General features: G+C 60.4%; 11 protein-coding genes. 8 read left to right on the top strand and 3 right to left on the bottom strand.

Annotated features, from left to right (window positions below; all coding sequences use genetic code 11):
- Nucleotides 1-2: 2 nt before the first annotated feature.
- Both E1573_RS18235 and mnmC read right to left on the bottom strand, forming a co-directional pair.
- The gene (locus tag E1573_RS18235; RefSeq protein WP_133215974.1) at nucleotides 3-1,790 is read right to left on the bottom strand and encodes an N-acetylglutaminylglutamine amidotransferase; all 1,788 of its coding nucleotides are present in this window, start codon (nucleotides 1,788-1,790) and stop codon (nucleotides 3-5) included.
- 103 nt (nucleotides 1,791-1,893) lie between these two features.
- Entirely contained in the window at nucleotides 1,894-3,885 is a 1,992-nt protein-coding gene (gene mnmC / locus E1573_RS18240) for a bifunctional tRNA (5-methylaminomethyl-2-thiouridine)(34)-methyltransferase MnmD/FAD-dependent 5-carboxymethylaminomethyl-2-thiouridine(34) oxidoreductase MnmC (RefSeq protein ID WP_133215975.1), read from the bottom strand.
- Nucleotides 3,886-3,980: 95 nt separating this feature from the next.
- On the opposite strand from mnmC, the gene pap reads away from it, so the two are divergent.
- Both pap and E1573_RS18250 read left to right on the top strand, forming a co-directional pair.
- On the top strand, nucleotides 3,981-5,474 hold the full coding sequence (gene pap / locus E1573_RS18245) for a polyphosphate:AMP phosphotransferase (RefSeq protein WP_133215976.1): 1,494 nt from the start codon (nucleotides 3,981-3,983) through the stop codon (nucleotides 5,472-5,474).
- 164 nt (nucleotides 5,475-5,638) lie between these two features.
- Nucleotides 5,639-6,595, top strand: a complete 957-nt coding sequence (locus E1573_RS18250; RefSeq protein WP_133215977.1) for a DMT family transporter — start codon at nucleotides 5,639-5,641, stop codon at nucleotides 6,593-6,595.
- 1 nt (nucleotide 6,596) lies between these two features.
- Here E1573_RS18250 and E1573_RS18255 read toward each other — a convergent pair whose 3' ends face one another.
- Nucleotides 6,597-7,991: a class II fumarate hydratase gene (locus E1573_RS18255; protein ID WP_133215978.1), complete on the bottom strand. Its 1,395-nt coding sequence runs from the start codon at nucleotides 7,989-7,991 to the stop codon at nucleotides 6,597-6,599.
- Between the two features lie 156 nt (nucleotides 7,992-8,147).
- Between E1573_RS18255 and E1573_RS18260 the strand changes: the two genes are divergently transcribed.
- The 6 genes from E1573_RS18260 to E1573_RS18285 all read left to right on the top strand — a co-directional run bounded on the left by E1573_RS18260 (nucleotide 8,148) and on the right by E1573_RS18285 (nucleotide 15,057).
- Nucleotides 8,148-8,669, top strand: coding sequence for a DUF2059 domain-containing protein (locus tag E1573_RS18260; protein ID WP_133215979.1), 522 nt, complete (start codon nucleotides 8,148-8,150; stop codon nucleotides 8,667-8,669).
- A gap of 15 nt (nucleotides 8,670-8,684) precedes the next feature.
- Nucleotides 8,685-8,984 (top strand): BolA family transcriptional regulator, encoded by a 300-nt coding sequence (locus tag E1573_RS18265; RefSeq protein WP_038608283.1) that lies wholly within the window; start codon nucleotides 8,685-8,687, stop codon nucleotides 8,982-8,984.
- A 107-nt stretch (nucleotides 8,985-9,091) separates the two neighbouring features.
- Nucleotides 9,092-10,030 carry a rhodanese-related sulfurtransferase gene (locus tag E1573_RS18270; protein WP_133215980.1) on the top strand — a complete coding sequence of 313 codons (939 nt, stop codon included), beginning with the start codon at nucleotides 9,092-9,094 and terminating at the stop codon, nucleotides 10,028-10,030.
- 3 nt (nucleotides 10,031-10,033) lie between these two features.
- The gene (locus E1573_RS18275; RefSeq protein WP_133215981.1) at nucleotides 10,034-10,666 is read left to right on the top strand and encodes a DsbA family protein; all 633 of its coding nucleotides are present in this window, start codon (nucleotides 10,034-10,036) and stop codon (nucleotides 10,664-10,666) included.
- Nucleotides 10,659-12,491: an ABC transporter ATP-binding protein gene (locus E1573_RS18280; protein ID WP_133215982.1), complete on the top strand. Its 1,833-nt coding sequence runs from the start codon at nucleotides 10,659-10,661 to the stop codon at nucleotides 12,489-12,491. Before E1573_RS18275 ends, E1573_RS18280 begins: the two co-directional genes overlap by 8 nt.
- A gap of 109 nt (nucleotides 12,492-12,600) precedes the next feature.
- Nucleotides 12,601-15,057, top strand: a complete 2,457-nt coding sequence (locus tag E1573_RS18285) for an EAL domain-containing protein (RefSeq protein ID WP_133215983.1) — start codon at nucleotides 12,601-12,603, stop codon at nucleotides 15,055-15,057.
- Nucleotides 15,058-15,084 lie beyond the last annotated feature (27 nt).

Consider the following 15,084-nt stretch of genomic DNA (forward strand, 5'->3'; position numbering starts at 1 on the left):
GGTCAGATTCCTTGTTCGCTGAGCCACAGGTTCAAGGCGGCCAGTTGCCAGAGCTTTGAACCGCGTAGCGGTGTGAGCTGGCCGTCAGGGTCGCTAAGCAGGCGATCCAGCGCGGCCGGTTCGAACAGGCCGCGGTCCTGGCTTGGGTCCAATAACAGTTCACGCACCCAGTCGAGGGTGGCGCCTTGCAAGTGCTTGAGGCCCGGCACTGGGAAGTAGCCCTTCTTGCGATCGATTACCTGAGCGGGAATGACCAGGCGCGCTGCTTCCTTGAGCACCTGCTTGCCGCCGTTCGGCAATTTGAAGCGTGCCGGAATGCGCGCCGACAGCTCCACCAAGCGGTAATCGAGGAACGGTGTGCGCGCCTCCAGGCCCCAGGCCATGGTCATGTTGTCGACGCGTTTGACCGGGTCATCGACCAGCATCACCGTGCTGTCCAGGCGCAGGGCTTTGTCCACGGCAGCGCTGGCGCCGGGTTGGGCGAAGTGCTGGCGGACAAAATCACCTGCCGCATCATGGCCCAACCGCCAGGGCTGCTGGACGGTTGCGCGGTAGTCTTCAAAGCTGCGGTCGAAGAACGCCTCGCGGTAGGCATCAAACGGGTTCTGCGCGCCTTCGACCTGTGGGTACCAGTGGTATCCGGCGAACAGCTCATCGGCGCCCTGGCCGCTTTGCACCACCTTGCAGTGATTGGCCACTTCCCGGGACAGCAGATAGAAGGCGATGCAGTCATGGCTGACCATCGGCTCGCTCATGGCGCGGAACGCGGCCGGCAGTTGTTCGATGATCTCGCGCTCGTCAATGCGCAACTGATGGTGATTGGTGCCGTAGTGGCGAGCGATCAGGTCGGAATACTGGAACTCGTCACCGCGTTCGCCACCGGCATCTTCAAAGCCGATCGAGAAGGTCGATAAGTCTTCGACGCCAACTTCACGTAACAAACCGACCAGCAGGCTGGAGTCGACCCCGCCAGACAACAGCACACCGACATCCACGGCGGCACGTTGACGGATCGCCACGGCTTCACGGGTGCTGTCGAGTACCCGGTCTCGCCAATCCTCCAGACTCAGCTGTTGCTCGTCGCTGCGTGGTCCGTAGTGCAATTGCCACCATTGCTGTTGCTCAACACGGCCTTGGGCATTGATACGCATCCAGGTGGCGGGTGGCAGTTTCTCGATGTTGGCCAGCAGGGTGCGCGGCGCCGGAACCACTGCATGAAAGTTGAGGTAGTGATTCAGTGCTACGGGGTCGAGTACCGGATTGATGTCGCCGCCTTGCAACAGGGCGGGGAGGCTGGACGCGAAGCGCAGGCGTTCGCCGGTGCGTGACAGGTACAGGGGTTTAACGCCGAGACGGTCGCGGGCCAGAAACAGTTGTTGGCTATCGCGTTCCCAGATCGCCAAGGCAAACATGCCGTTCAGGCGAGGCAGCAGCTTGGCGCCCCAGGCGTGATAACCCTTGAGCAGCACCTCGGTATCGCCGCCGGAATAGAAGGCATAGCCCAGGCTTTCCAGCTCGCTGCGCAGTTCCGGGAAGTTGTAGATGGCGCCATTAAAGGCCAGTGACAGGCCGAGTTGACTGTCGACCATAGGCTGCGCCGAGGCGTCGGACAGGTCCATGATTTTCAGGCGGCGGTGGCCCAACGCAATCGGCCCTTGGCTATGGAAGCCCCAGGCGTCGGGGCCACGAGGGGCCAGGTGGTGGGTTATTCGCTCGACGGCAGCGAGGTCTGCCGGGCGTGGTGGATGGTCAATTGGGGTAAAACGAAACTCTCCAGCTAATCCGCACATAAGTCCTTACCGGTTTTGCCGTTGGGGAAGGTGCCCGAACGCGGGCACATGGGTAGTGACCGGTGCGGTTAGCGAGAGTTTTAGATCGATCGGTTATAAGCGCTTAGCCACGTTTGCCCTTGCCGCGGATCAGTTCGCGCAGCATGAAGCGATTGGGATGGCAGGCTTCGGCGACATCGCGTGGTATGGGCAACGGCGCATTATCGACCCAGGCGGCGATTAATTCGCCCGACAACGGCGCAGTGATCAGCCCGCGCGAGCCATGCCCACTGTTGATATACAGGCCTTCGAACCAGGGGCAGGGTGTGTCTGGTATCTGGCGCGCATCCTTGGCGAGCACAGCGTACTGCTGGTTGAAGGTGGCCTGGTCTGCCAAGGGGCCGACGATGGGCAAATAGTCAGGGCTGGTGCAGCGAAACGCAGCCCGGCCCTGCAGGGTGTGAGGATCAACCTGATGGGCGTTGAGGCGTTCGGCCAGGTCGCTGGAGATCTCTTCCAGCAGGCGCAGGTTGCCGATGTGCTCGCCTGCAGTAGGGGTAAGGTCGGTGCTGTGGAAGTCGAAGCTGGCGCCCAAGGTGTGCTCACCGGCGCGTTTGGGCGCCACATAGCCGTCGGCGCAGACCACGGTTTTCAGCACCTGGCTGTGCGCAGTGGCCGGCAGGCGGGTGATCTGGCCGCGAATGCGCTTGAGCGGTAGCGCCGCGCAGGGTTCGAAGCGCTGAATCTCGGCAGCCGTGGCCAGCACCACCACAGGCGCACTGGCCAGACATTTTTCGCTCTCCCAGGCCTGCCAAAGACCATCGACTTTGCGCAGCTCCAGCACCTGATGGTGCGTCAGCAAGGTGATGTTCGGGTGTTGTAGTTGCGCCTGGCACAGTGCTGGCGGATGTACCCAACCCGCTTCGGGGTAGAACAGCCCGCCACTGGTCAATGCCACGCCTGCCACGGATTCTGCCTGTTGACGATCCAGACATTGCAGCAACTGTGAGTCGAAGGCGTTGGCCAGCAGTGCTTGGCGTTGCTCCTCTTTGGCATCGAATGCCAGTTGCAGCACGCCACAGCTGTCCCAGTCATGACCGCGCTGCAGGGTTTCGAGCTGGCGCCGGGTGTAGCCGAAACCACTGAGGATCAGGCGCGACAAAGCGGTGCCATGGGCTGACAGCTTGAGGTAGAGCACCCCTTGAGGATTGCCGGAGGCTTCGGCTGCGACGCTGGCGTGACGCTCCAGCACGCTGACCTTCCAGCCTCGGTTTGCCAGGCTCAGAGCGGTGGCGCAACCGGCCAGGCCGGCGCCGATCACCAGCGCCTGGCGTGGGCCGGTAAGGGGGGCAGGGCGGGCAAACCAGGGCGCCACGGCAGCGGCTGCATTCGCTTCTTGAGGGGTGCCACGGAAAACGCCGCGCAACACTTCCCACTTCTTGCCGATACCGGGAATACGCTTCATTTCAAAGCCCACGGCAATCAGGCCACGGCGCACCCAGCCGGTGCTGGTAAAGGTGCCCAGGGTGGCATTGGCGGCAGACAGGCGGCCGATCTGGGTGAACAGCTCCGGTGTCCACATCTCCGGGTTTTTCGCCGGGGCAAATCCATCGAGGAACCAGGCATCGATCTGTGCATCCAGTTGCGGTAACTGTTGCAGGGCATCACCGATCATCAGGGTCAGGCGCACCCGGCCTTGATCGAAGACGAAGGTCTGGAAGCCGTCGTGGACCGCCACGTACTGCTGCAACAGTTGCGTGCTGAAGGGGGCCAGCTCCGGCCACAGGGCCAGGGCGCGGCTCAGGTCGGCGTGGCTGAGCGGGTATTTTTCGACACTGACGAAATGCAGGCGCGCCTCAGCGCTGGCGCACTCACTGAACAATTGCCAGGCACAGAAGAAGTTCAGCCCCGTACCAAAACCCGTTTCGCCGATCACCAGGCGCTCGCCGGGCAGCATCGTGCTGAAGCGCTGGCGCAGGTCATTCTGGTCGATGAACACGTGACGGGTTTCTTCCAGGCTCTGGTCCTTGGAAAAATAAATGTCATCGAACTGACGGGAATGGGGGCGGCCCTGGTCGTCCCAGTCGATCTGGGCGTAGCGGGATTCTTCGGTCATGGTCGGCTCAGGTCAGGCTAGAGCGGCATTTTAGCCTACCCGGACAAACTCTACCCGGATCCGCTAGTCTTGCTTATCCAAGTAGGGAGCCTGGTATGTTCGAATCCGCTGAAATTGGTCACGCCATCGACAAAGAAACCTACGATGCTGAAGTTCCGGCATTACGAGAAGCCTTGCTCGAGGCGCAGTTCGAGCTCAAACAACAGGCTCGATTTCCGGTCATTGTGCTGATCAATGGCATTGAAGGCGCTGGTAAGGGCGAGACGGTCAAGCTGCTGAACGAGTGGATGGACCCGCGCCTGATCGAAGTACGCACGTTCGATCAGCAGACCGACGAAGAACTCGCTCGCCCGCCGGCCTGGCGCTATTGGCGAGCACTGCCGGCAAAGGGCCGCATCGGTGTGTTTTTCGGCAATTGGTACAGCCAGATGCTTCAGGGCCGGGTTCATGGCCTGTTCAAGGATGCAGTGCTCGACCAAGCCATTCGCGGTGCTGAGCGCCTGGAAGAGATGCTCTGCGACGAAGGCGCGCTGATTTTCAAGTTCTGGTTTCACTTGTCCAAAAAACAGATGAAAGCCCGGCTCAAGGCGCTCAAGGATGATCCGCTGCACAGTTGGCGCATCAGCCCGCTGGACTGGCAGCAATCGGAAACCTACGACCGTTTCGTGCGCTTCGGTGAGCGGGTGTTGCGCCAGACCAGCCGTGACTATGCGCCCTGGCATGTCATCGAAGGTATGGACCCTCATTACCGCAGCCTGGCGGTCGGGCGCATCTTGCTTGAGGGTTTGCAAACGGCGCTCAAGGCGCAGCACGCACCGATCCATCAAGCCAACATTGCCCCCCTAGGCCAGAGCATTGATCAGCGCACCTTGTTGGGTAGCCTGGACTTGACCCTGCGCCTGGACAAAAACGACTACCAGGAGCAGTTGATCACCGAGCAAGCGCGCCTGGCCGGGTTGTTACGCGACAAGCACATGCGTCGCCATGCCCTGGTGGCGGTCTTCGAAGGCAATGACGCTGCCGGCAAGGGCGGCGCTATCCGCCGGGTCGCCGCTGCACTGGACCCCCGCCAGTACCGTATCGTGCCCATTGCTGCCCCCACTGAAGAAGAACGTGCGCAACCCTACCTGTGGCGTTTCTGGCGGCATGTTCCGGCGCGCGGCAAGTTCACTGTGTTCGACCGCTCCTGGTACGGCCGGGTGCTGGTTGAGCGGGTCGAGGGCTTCTGCACCCAAGGTGACTGGATGCGTGCGTATGGAGAGATCAATGACTTCGAAGAACAACTGACCAGCGCTGGTGTGGTACTGGTCAAGTTCTGGTTGTCGATCGATGAGCAGACCCAGCTGGAGCGCTTCAAAGAGCGCGAGCAAATCCCGTTCAAACGTTTCAAGATTACCGAGGAAGACTGGCGCAACCGCGACAAATGGGGGCAGTACGCGGCGGCGGTGGAAGATATGGTCGACCGTACCAGTACCGAAATCGCACCCTGGACGTTGGTGGAAGCCAATGACAAACGCTGGGCTCGGGTCAAGGTACTGCGCACCATTAACGATGCACTGGAAGCGGCGTTCAAGCGTGACAAGAAGTAGGCCTTGATCGCGGGGCAAGCCCACTCCCACTGGTAGGAGCGGGCTTGCCCCGCGATCATCGCTACAACGCAGGTGAAATCTTTTCCAGAATTGTACCTGTCGGCCCCCACCACCCAACCCGTAGAATTCAGCCTCCCCCCCACCACAGGGCTATTGAGGCTGGTATGCACATTACTTCCGGACGTTGGGTCTATGGCCTTTCTCTTTCGCTATTGACCGCGTTCCTCTGGGGCATCCTGCCGATCAAACTCAAGCAAGTGCTGCAAGTGATGGACCCGATCACTGTGACCTGGTTCCGCCTCTCGGTGTCCGGTGGTTTGCTGCTGGCCTGGCTGGCCGCCAGCAAACGATTGCCGTCGTTCCGGCGCCTCGGACGTAAGGGCTGGGGCTTGGTGGCGCTGGCCACCGCTGGACTGGTCGGTAACTACGTGCTGTACCTGATGGGCTTGAACCTGCTCAGCCCCGGCACGGCGCAGCTGGTCGTCCAGTTGGGGCCGGTCATGCTGCTGGTGGCCAGCGTATTCCTGTTCAAGGAACGCTTCAGCCTTGGGCAGGGCATAGGCCTGATGATTCTGCTACTGGGCTTCGGTCTGTTCTTCAATCAGCGCCTGGAAGAGCTGCTGACCTCGCTGAGCGTTTACACCACTGGTGTATTGACCATCATTTTGGCCACTACCATCTGGGTGTTCTATGCCTTGAGCCAGAAGCAGTTGCTGACGGTATGGAACTCGATGCAGGTGATGATGGTGATTTACCTGTGCTGCGCGGTGCTGTTGACACCTTGGGTACATCCGCTTGAAGCACTGCAGCTAAGCCCTGTGCAAGGCTGGCTGCTGCTGGCGTGCTGTCTGAACACCTTGGTGGCCTACGGCGCGTTCGCGGAGGCGCTGGCGCATTGGGAGGCGTCCAAGGTCAGCGCAACGCTGGCGCTGACGCCGTTGGTGACCTTCGTGGCCGTGGCGCTGGCGGCCTGGTTCTGGCCAGACTTTGTGCATGCAGAACAGATCAATACGCTGGGCTACCTCGGTGCGATGGTAGTGGTGCTGGGTTCTGTATTGACCGCCTTGGGGCCTGCGCTGGTGGCCGGCTGGCGGGCCAGGCGTGTGCGCCTGGCCCGGTGATTCAGCCTTTTTTGCCGGGTTCGAGCATGTCTTGCGGGCGGACCCACTGGTCGAACTGTTGGTTGGTCAGGTAGCCCAGAGTCAGAGCTGCCTCGCGTAAGGTAGTGCCTTCGCTGTAGGCTTTCTTGGCGATTTCTGCGGCCTTGTCATAGCCGATGTGCGGGTTCAGCGCGGTGACCAGCATCAGCCCGCGCTCCAGGTGTGCAGCCATTTGCTCGGCGTCCGGCTCAATGCCCGCCACGCAGTGCTGCTGGAAGTTGCGGCAGCCGTCGGCCAGCAGTTCGATCGACTGCAACAGATTGTGGATGATCACCGGTTTGAACACGTTCAACTGCAGGTGGCCCTGGCTGGCGGCAAAGCCAATGGCAGTGTCGTTGCCCAGCACCTGGCAAGCCAGCATCGACAGCGCCTCGCACTGGGTCGGGTTGACCTTGCCGGGCATGATCGAGCTGCCCGGTTCGTTGGCCGGCAAGCGTACTTCAGCCAACCCGGCACGGGGGCCAGAGCCAAGCAGGCGCAAGTCGTTGGCCAGCTTCATCAACGCCACGGCGAGGGTCTTGAGGCCACCGGCGAGGGTGGTCAGCGGTTCATGCCCGGCCAGCGCGGCAAATTTGTTCGGTGCGGTGACGAATGGCAGCCCGGAGAGTGCCGCCAGCTCAGCGGCAATGGCTTCGGCAAAGCCGTGCGGAGCGTTGAGCCCGGTGCCTACGGCCGTCCCGCCCTGTGCCAGTTCGCATACCGCTGGCAAGGCGGCACGAATGGCTCGTTGGGCGTAATCGAGTTGTGCCACATAGGCCGACACTTCCTGGCCAAAGGTGATCGGGGTGGCATCCATCATGTGGGTGCGGCCGGTCTTGACCAGGTGTTGATGACGCGCCGCCAGCTCTGCCAGCCCCGACGACAGCTCGGCGATGGCCGGCAGCAGGTGCTGCTGCACAGCCTGCGCGGCGGCAATGTGCATGGCGGTGGGGAAGCAGTCGTTAGAGCTTTGCGAGCGGTTGACGTGATCATTCGGGTGCACCGGAACCTTGCCGCCACGCCCTTTGCCCGCCAGCTCGTTGGCGCGGCCAGCAATCACTTCATTGACGTTCATGTTGCTCTGGGTGCCGCTGCCGGTTTGCCAGACGACAAGCGGAAACTGGTCGTCGAGCTGGCCGTCGAGTACCTCATCGGCCGCCTGTTCAATCAGTCGGGCAATTTCAGCGGGGAGGTCTCCGTTGCGGCTATTGACCCGTGCGGCGGCTTTTTTGATCATCGCCAAGGCATGCAGGACGGCCAGCGGCATGCGTTCTTTACCAATAGCAAAGTTGATCAGCGAGCGTTGCGTCTGGGCACCCCAGTAGGCCTGCTCAGGAACTTCGACCGGCCCCAGGCTGTCAGTTTCGATACGGCTCATGCTGCACTCACTCCCTTGTGGTCTGAATTCGCAGTTTAGGTCCCTTTTCGTCGCAGCGGTTCCATCGCTCGTCGACCCACTTGAGTGCCGTGCCCGAGTCGGCGCAGAATGCTCTACTCTTCGGTACTACCTCCTCTGTCTAATGAAGGAATTACGATGACCCGTCTTCGCGCCCTTTGCACTGCTGTTGCGCTGGTCTGCGCCAGCGGCCAGGTGCTTGCCGATACTGCCAGCCACAATGCCAGTGCCGAAAAATTCCTCATGATGGCGCACGCCGACAAGCTGGGAACCCCGGTTTACATGCAGGTGCAGCAGATGTTTGCCCAGCGTTTCGAGCAAACCAAGGCCCCGGCTTCGAAAAAGTCCGTGCTCGACAGCTACCAGGCCAAGGCTAACGCTGCCCTGGATCAGGCCATCGGCTGGAACAAGCTCAAGCCTGACATGGTCAAGCTCTACACCACCACCTTCACCGAGCAAGAACTGAAGGACCTGGTTGCCTTCTACCAATCGCCGCTGGGCAAAAAAGTGCTGGAAAAAATGCCGCAGGTAACCCAGCAGTCGGCTCAGCTGACCCAGCAGAAACTGGAAAGCGCCGTGCCTGTAGTCAACAAGCTGTTGGCTGATATGACCAAGGAACTTGACCCTAACGCTGGCAAGGCCGCACCAGCGAAGAAGTAATACGCGGAGTTGTCCATGTCGATGCAGCAAAAGATTGAACAAAGCCTGGCCGCGCTGGCGCCGCAGCACTTGTCGGTGCTCGACGAAAGCCACATGCACAGCCGTGGGCAAGAGACCCACTACAAGGCCGTGCTGGTCAGTGAGCAGTTTGAAGGTTTGAACAGTGTAAAGCGCCATCAGAAGGTCTACGCCACCCTGGGTGAGCTGATGGGGCAGTTCCATGCCCTGGCCTTGCACACCTATACCCCCGAAGAGTGGCAGAAGGTCGGCGCAGCCCCGGCTTCACCCACCTGCGCAGGTGGCAGCAAACACTGATTTCCTCGTCAGGTTTTTGTTAGAATGTGCAACGCGCCGCTCGTCGGCGCGTTTTTTTTGCTATCCGGTCCGCCCTTTACGAGGGTGACCACCTGGAGATTGTTTGCATGACCCACGCTATCGTCGTTGCGGCACTGTACAAATTCGTCACCCTGAAAGATTACGTCGAGCTGCGCGAGCCGCTGCTCGAAACGATGCAGGCCAACGGTGTCAAAGGCACCTTGCTGCTGGCCGAAGAGGGCATCAACGGCACCGTTTCCGGCACCCGTGAAGGTATCGATGGCTTGCTGACCTGGCTGCGCAGCGATGCCCGCCTGGTGGACATCGACCACAAAGAATCCTACTGCGACGAACAGCCGTTCTACCGCACCAAGGTCAAGCTCAAAAAAGAGATCGTCACCCTCGGTGTACCGGGTGTAGACCCGAACCAAAAGGTCGGCACCTACGTCGAGCCGCAGGACTGGAACGCGTTGATCAGCGATCCGGAAGTGCTGCTGATCGATACCCGCAATGACTACGAAGTGTCTATTGGTACCTTCGAAGGTGCAATCGACCCGAAAACCACCACGTTCCGTGAGTTCCCCGAGTACATCAAGGCAAACTTCGACCCGGCACGTCACAAAAAAGTGGCGATGTTCTGCACCGGGGGTATTCGCTGCGAGAAAGCTTCCAGCTACATGCTCGGTGAAGGTTTCGAAGAGGTCTATCATCTTAAGGGCGGGATCCTGAAATACCTTGAAGAGGTGCCTCAGGATGAAAGCCGCTGGCAGGGTGATTGCTTCGTGTTCGACAACCGGGTCACCGTGCGTCACGACCTGAGCGAGGGCGACTACGATCAGTGCCATGCCTGCCGTACCCCGATCAGCGTGGAAGACCGTGCGTCCGAGCACTATTCGCCAGGCATCAGCTGCCCGCATTGCTGGGACAGCCTGAGCGAAAAGACCCGACGCAGTGCCATTGACCGGCAGAAGCAGATCGAGCTGGCCAAGGCCCGTAACCAGCCACACCCGATCGGCCACAACTACCGCAAAGCAGCCGAGGCCTGATAGATGTCTGCACGCCTGCTCTATGTGATGGACCCGATGTGCTCCTGGTGCTGGGGGTTTGCGCCAGTGGCCCAGGCCCTGATCGCCCAGGCGCGCGAGGCCGGGATCGACACCCACCTGGTGCCCGGCGGCTTGCGCACAGGCAGCACTGCGTTGGATGCCTCGACCCGCGGTTACATCCTTGAGCACTGGCAGGCGGTTCACCAGACCACTGGCCAACCCTTCACCCTGGAAGGGGCGATGCCGGACGGTTTTGTCTATGACACCGAGCCGGCCTGTCGGGCGCTGGTGGCGGCCCGCGGGCTTGACCGTCAGCGTACCTGGGCGTTGCTCGCAGCGATCCAGCACGCCTTCTACCAGGGGGGGGATGATGTTACCCGTGCCCCCAAACTGGTCGAGTTGGCCGAGCAGGTCGGTTTCGAGCGCGCGCTGTTCGCCGAGCGTTATGCCAGTGCTGAGGTGCGCGCGCTGACTGCCTCAGATTTTACCTGGGTGCAGGACCTGGGCATTGCCGGTTTCCCCACCTTGTTGGCCGAGCGCAACGGCCAGTTGGCGTTGTTGACCAATGGCTACCAGCCACTCGACGCCTTGAGCCCGCTGCTCGGCCGCTGGCTGCAGCAGGCCGCTTGTGCTTGACCTGCCAGGGTCACCCGACCCTGTGCCGGGGCCTGCCCCGGTTGTTGCCGATCGCCTGAGCTGGGCGGAAATCCGCCGCCTGGCGCTACACCATAAAAAAGCCCTGTGGATTGCCAACGGTGTCGCGGTGTTGGCGGCGCTATGCAGTGTGCCGATCCCTTTACTCCTGCCGTTGCTGGTCGATGAAGTCTTGCTCGGGCACGGCGATGCTGCGCTGCAGTGGATGAATAAACTACTGCCTGGCAGTTGGCAGGTGGCAGCCGGCTACATTGGCTTGATGCTGGTGGTGACGTTGGGCCTGCGCTGCGCGGCGCTGGCCTTCAACGTGGTGCAAGCCAAGCTGTTCGCCGGGCTTGCCAAAGACATTGTCTATCGCCTGCGCATTCGCTTGATCGAACGGCTCAAGCGTATTTCCCTGAAAGAATACGAAAGCCTGGGTAGCGGCACGGTAACCACGCACCTGGTGACCGACCTGGACACGCTGGACAAGTTCGTCGGTGAAACCCTGAGCCGCTTCCTGGTGGCCATGCTGACCCTGACCGGCACTGCGGCCATCCTGATGTGGATGCACTGGAAGCTGGCCCTGCTGATCTTGCTGTTCAACCCGTTGGTGATTTTTGCCACGGTGCAGTTGGGCAAGCGGGTCAAACACCTGAAAAAACTGGAGAACGACAGCACCTCGCGTTTTACCCAGGCGCTGACCGAAACCCTCGACGCCATTCAGGAAATTCGTGCCAGCAACCGCCAGGGCTATTTCCTCGGGCGTTTGGGCTTGCGTGCCCAAGAAGTGCGCAATTATGCAGTAGCCTCGCAGTGGAAGAGCGACGCCAGTGGTCGGGCCAGTGGTCTGCTGTTTCAGTTCGGCATTGATATCTTCCGTGCTGCGGCCATGCTCACGGTTTTGTTCTCTGACCTGTCGATCGGGCAGATGCTGGCCGTGTTCAGCTACCTGTGGTTCATGATCGGGCCGGTAGAGCAGTTGTTGAACCTGCAGTACGCCTATTACGCTGCCGGCGGCGCATTGAGTCGGCTCAATGAGTTGCTGGCGCGTGCCGATGAGCCGCAATTCCCCGGAGGTGTCGACCCGTTCAAGGGGCGTGACACCGTTGGCATTGAAGTGCAGGGACTGCGCTTCGCCTATGCCGACGAGCCGGTGCTCGACCAGTTGCACTTGTCCATCGCCCCAGGCGAGAAGGTGGCCATTGTCGGCGCCAGCGGTGGTGGCAAGAGTACCCTGGTGCAGTTGTTGTTGGGGCTTTACAGCGCTCAGGCTGGCACCATCCGCTTCGGTGGTTCGACCTTGCAGGAGATCGGCCTGGAAACCTTGCGTGAGCATGTCGCTGTTGTGTTGCAGCACCCATCGCTGTTCAACGATACCGTGCGCGCCAACCTCACCATGGGCCGTGACTGCAGCGACGAGGCGTGCTGGCAGGCACTGGGCATTGCCCAGCTTGAGGGCACCATCGCGGCTTTACCGCGCGGGCTTGATACCGTGGTCGGCCGTTCGGGGGTCCGCTTGTCAGGTGGCCAGCGCCAGCGGCTGGCGATTGCGCGCATGGTGTTGGCCGAACCTAAAGTGGTGATTCTCGATGAGGCCACTTCAGCCCTGGATGCGGCCACCGAATACAACCTGCATCAGGCCCTTGCCCGTTTCCTCAGTGCACGGACCACGTTGATCATTGCGCACCGGCTGTCGGCCGTTAAGCAGGCCGATCGCGTGTTGGTGTTCGATGGTGGGCATGTGGCCGAAGATGGCGACCATCAGCAGTTGATTGCTGACGGTGGTTTGTACGCCAAGTTGTACGGTCATTTGCAACAGAGTTAACGGCAACCTGTTGAGCAAATGAGAAAAGCTCTCTCTTGTTGGGCGCAAATAGCCTAGGCTGTGCATCTATAAAATAAAGAATTATTCGGCTCTTTGTGAAAGGGACCTCATGAAGCAAACACGGACTCTCGAAGCCCCGCACCTGTTGGGCATCATCTGGCCATTTGTTGCAGTAGTGCTGTTCCAGGCGCTGTTGGGGGGTATAAGCCTGTACGCCTTGTCTGCCGTGCGCGGATACGTGGCGGGGGAGAGTCTTTGGTCCAAGGGCCAGAAAGACGCAATTTACTACCTCAATCAGTACGCCGACAGCCGCGACGAAGCGGTGTTTCGTGAGTATCAAAAAGCGTTTGCGGTTCCACAGGGTGGGCACGAGTTGCGTGTCGCGTTGGACTTGCCTTCCCCGGATCTGGAGGCCGCGCGCCGTGGCATTCTGCAGGGAGGCAACCATCCGGATGACGTCTCCAGCCTCATCTGGCTGTACCTTAACTTCCGCCATGTCAGCTACCTGAGCAAAGCCATTGAGCTGTGGGCGGTGGGGGATGGCTTTCTCGGTCAATTGGGCGAACTGGCGCAGCGGATGCACGAAGGTTTTCGTTCGGGTACCGCCAGTGCCCAGGACGTGGCTGAGTGGAAATCAAGCATTGCCACTATCAATGACGGTGTGACCCCCGCTGCCCGGGCTTTCAGCGATGCGCTGGGTGAGGGGTCTCGCATGCTGCTGCGGGTGCTGCTGGTGACCAACCTTGCCACGGCACTGTTTCTGATCGCCTTGGCGTGGATGCGCTCAAGTAAGTTGCTGGCACAGCGTCAGGCCTTCGCCAACGCCCTGCAGGTCGAAAAAGAGCGGGCGCAGATCACGCTGGAGTCCATTGGCGATGGGGTGATCACCACCGATGTCGAAGGCTGCATCGCCTACATGAATCCGGCCGCCGAGCAACTGACCCACTGGCATGCGGCGCAAGCTCAGGGCCTGCCATTGGCGTCACTGTTCAGTCTGCTCGATGACAATGCCGAGAAAGACAGCCAGACCCTGGTCGAGCGCATCCTCAGTGGTGGCTTCAAGAGCGGTAGTGAGCACACCCAATTGATCCAGCGGCTTGATGGCAGCACGGTGTCGGTAACGCTGGTGGGCGCGCCGATCATGTCCGAAGGGCAGGTCAGGGGCATCGTGCTGGTGCTGCACGACATGACCCAGGAGCGGCAGTACATCGCCAACCTTTCCTGGCAGGCGACCCATGATGCGCTGACCGGGCTGGCCAACCGCCGTGAGTTCGAGTATCGCCTGGAGCAGGCCCTTAATGCCCTGGCGCGCAAACCGGCGCGGCATGCCTTGATGTTTCTCGATCTTGATCAATTCAAGCTGGTCAACGACACCTGCGGGCACGCGGCCGGCGATGAACTGTTGCGGCACATTTGCGCGGTGTTGCAGGCCGGGCTGCGTGACGGAGACACCCTGGCGCGCCTGGGCGGCGATGAGTTCGGCATCCTGCTGGAGAATTGCCCGCAAGAGCAGGCTGAGCGCATCGCTGAGGGCTTGCGCCAGGCGGTGCAAAGCTTGCACTTCGTCTGGAAAGGTCGGCCGTTCATGACCACGGTGAGCTTGGGGCTGGTGCACATCGCTCAGGCGCCTACTACCTTGGAGGCGTCTTTGCGGGCGGCTGATATGGCCTGTTACATGGCCAAAGAGAAGGGTCGTAACCGGGTGCAGGTGTACCATACTGACGACAGCGAATTGTCCATCCGCTTCGGTGAGATGGCCTGGATACAACGTCTGCACGTAGCGCTGGAGGAAAACCGCTTTTGCCTGTACGCCCAGGAAATTGCCGCTTTGGGGCCGCAAGATGGGCCAGGGCACATTGAGATTCTTCTGCGCCTGCAAGACGAAAACGGGCGCATTATTCTGCCGGACAGTTTTATTCCGGCGGCTGAGCGCTACGGGTTGATGACGGCCCTGGACCGCTGGGTGGTGCGCAGTGTGTTCAAGGTGATTCGTCAGTGCCTGGACGAGCAGCGCGAGGGGCCTCTGGCAATGTGCGCGATCAATTTGTCCGGCAGCAGCATTGGCGATGACAAGTTTCTTGAGTATTTAAAGCGTCTGTTTGGCGAGTATGCGATTCCGCCACACATGATTTGTTTCGAAATCACTGAAACCAGCGCCATCGCCAACCTGGGGAGTGCGATACGCTTCATCAACGAACTCAAAAGCCTGGGGTGCAGGTTCTCCCTGGATGACTTCTGTGCCGGGATGTCGTCGTTCGCTTATTTGAAACATTTGCCTGTAGACTTCCTGAAAATCGACGGAAGTTTTGTCAAAGACATGCTCGATGACCCGGTTAATCGGGCGATGGTTGAAGTCATCAATCACATTGGTCATGTCATGGGCAAACGCACCATTGCTGAGTTCGTTGAAACGCCGTTGATCGAGCAGGCCCTGCAGGACATAGGCGTCGATTATGCCCAGGGGTATCTGATCGAGCGACCGCAAGTGTTCACCTGTGAAAGTCTGCAACGTCAACGGATGGTTGCGAGGCCCTTGTTATTCAAGGCACCAGGGACCTTTCGCTGAAATCCGCACAATAATCACAAGGAATAA

It is taken from the genome of Pseudomonas sp. H9, from assembly GCF_004353925.1.
Lineage (GTDB): Bacteria > Pseudomonadota > Gammaproteobacteria > Pseudomonadales > Pseudomonadaceae > Aquipseudomonas.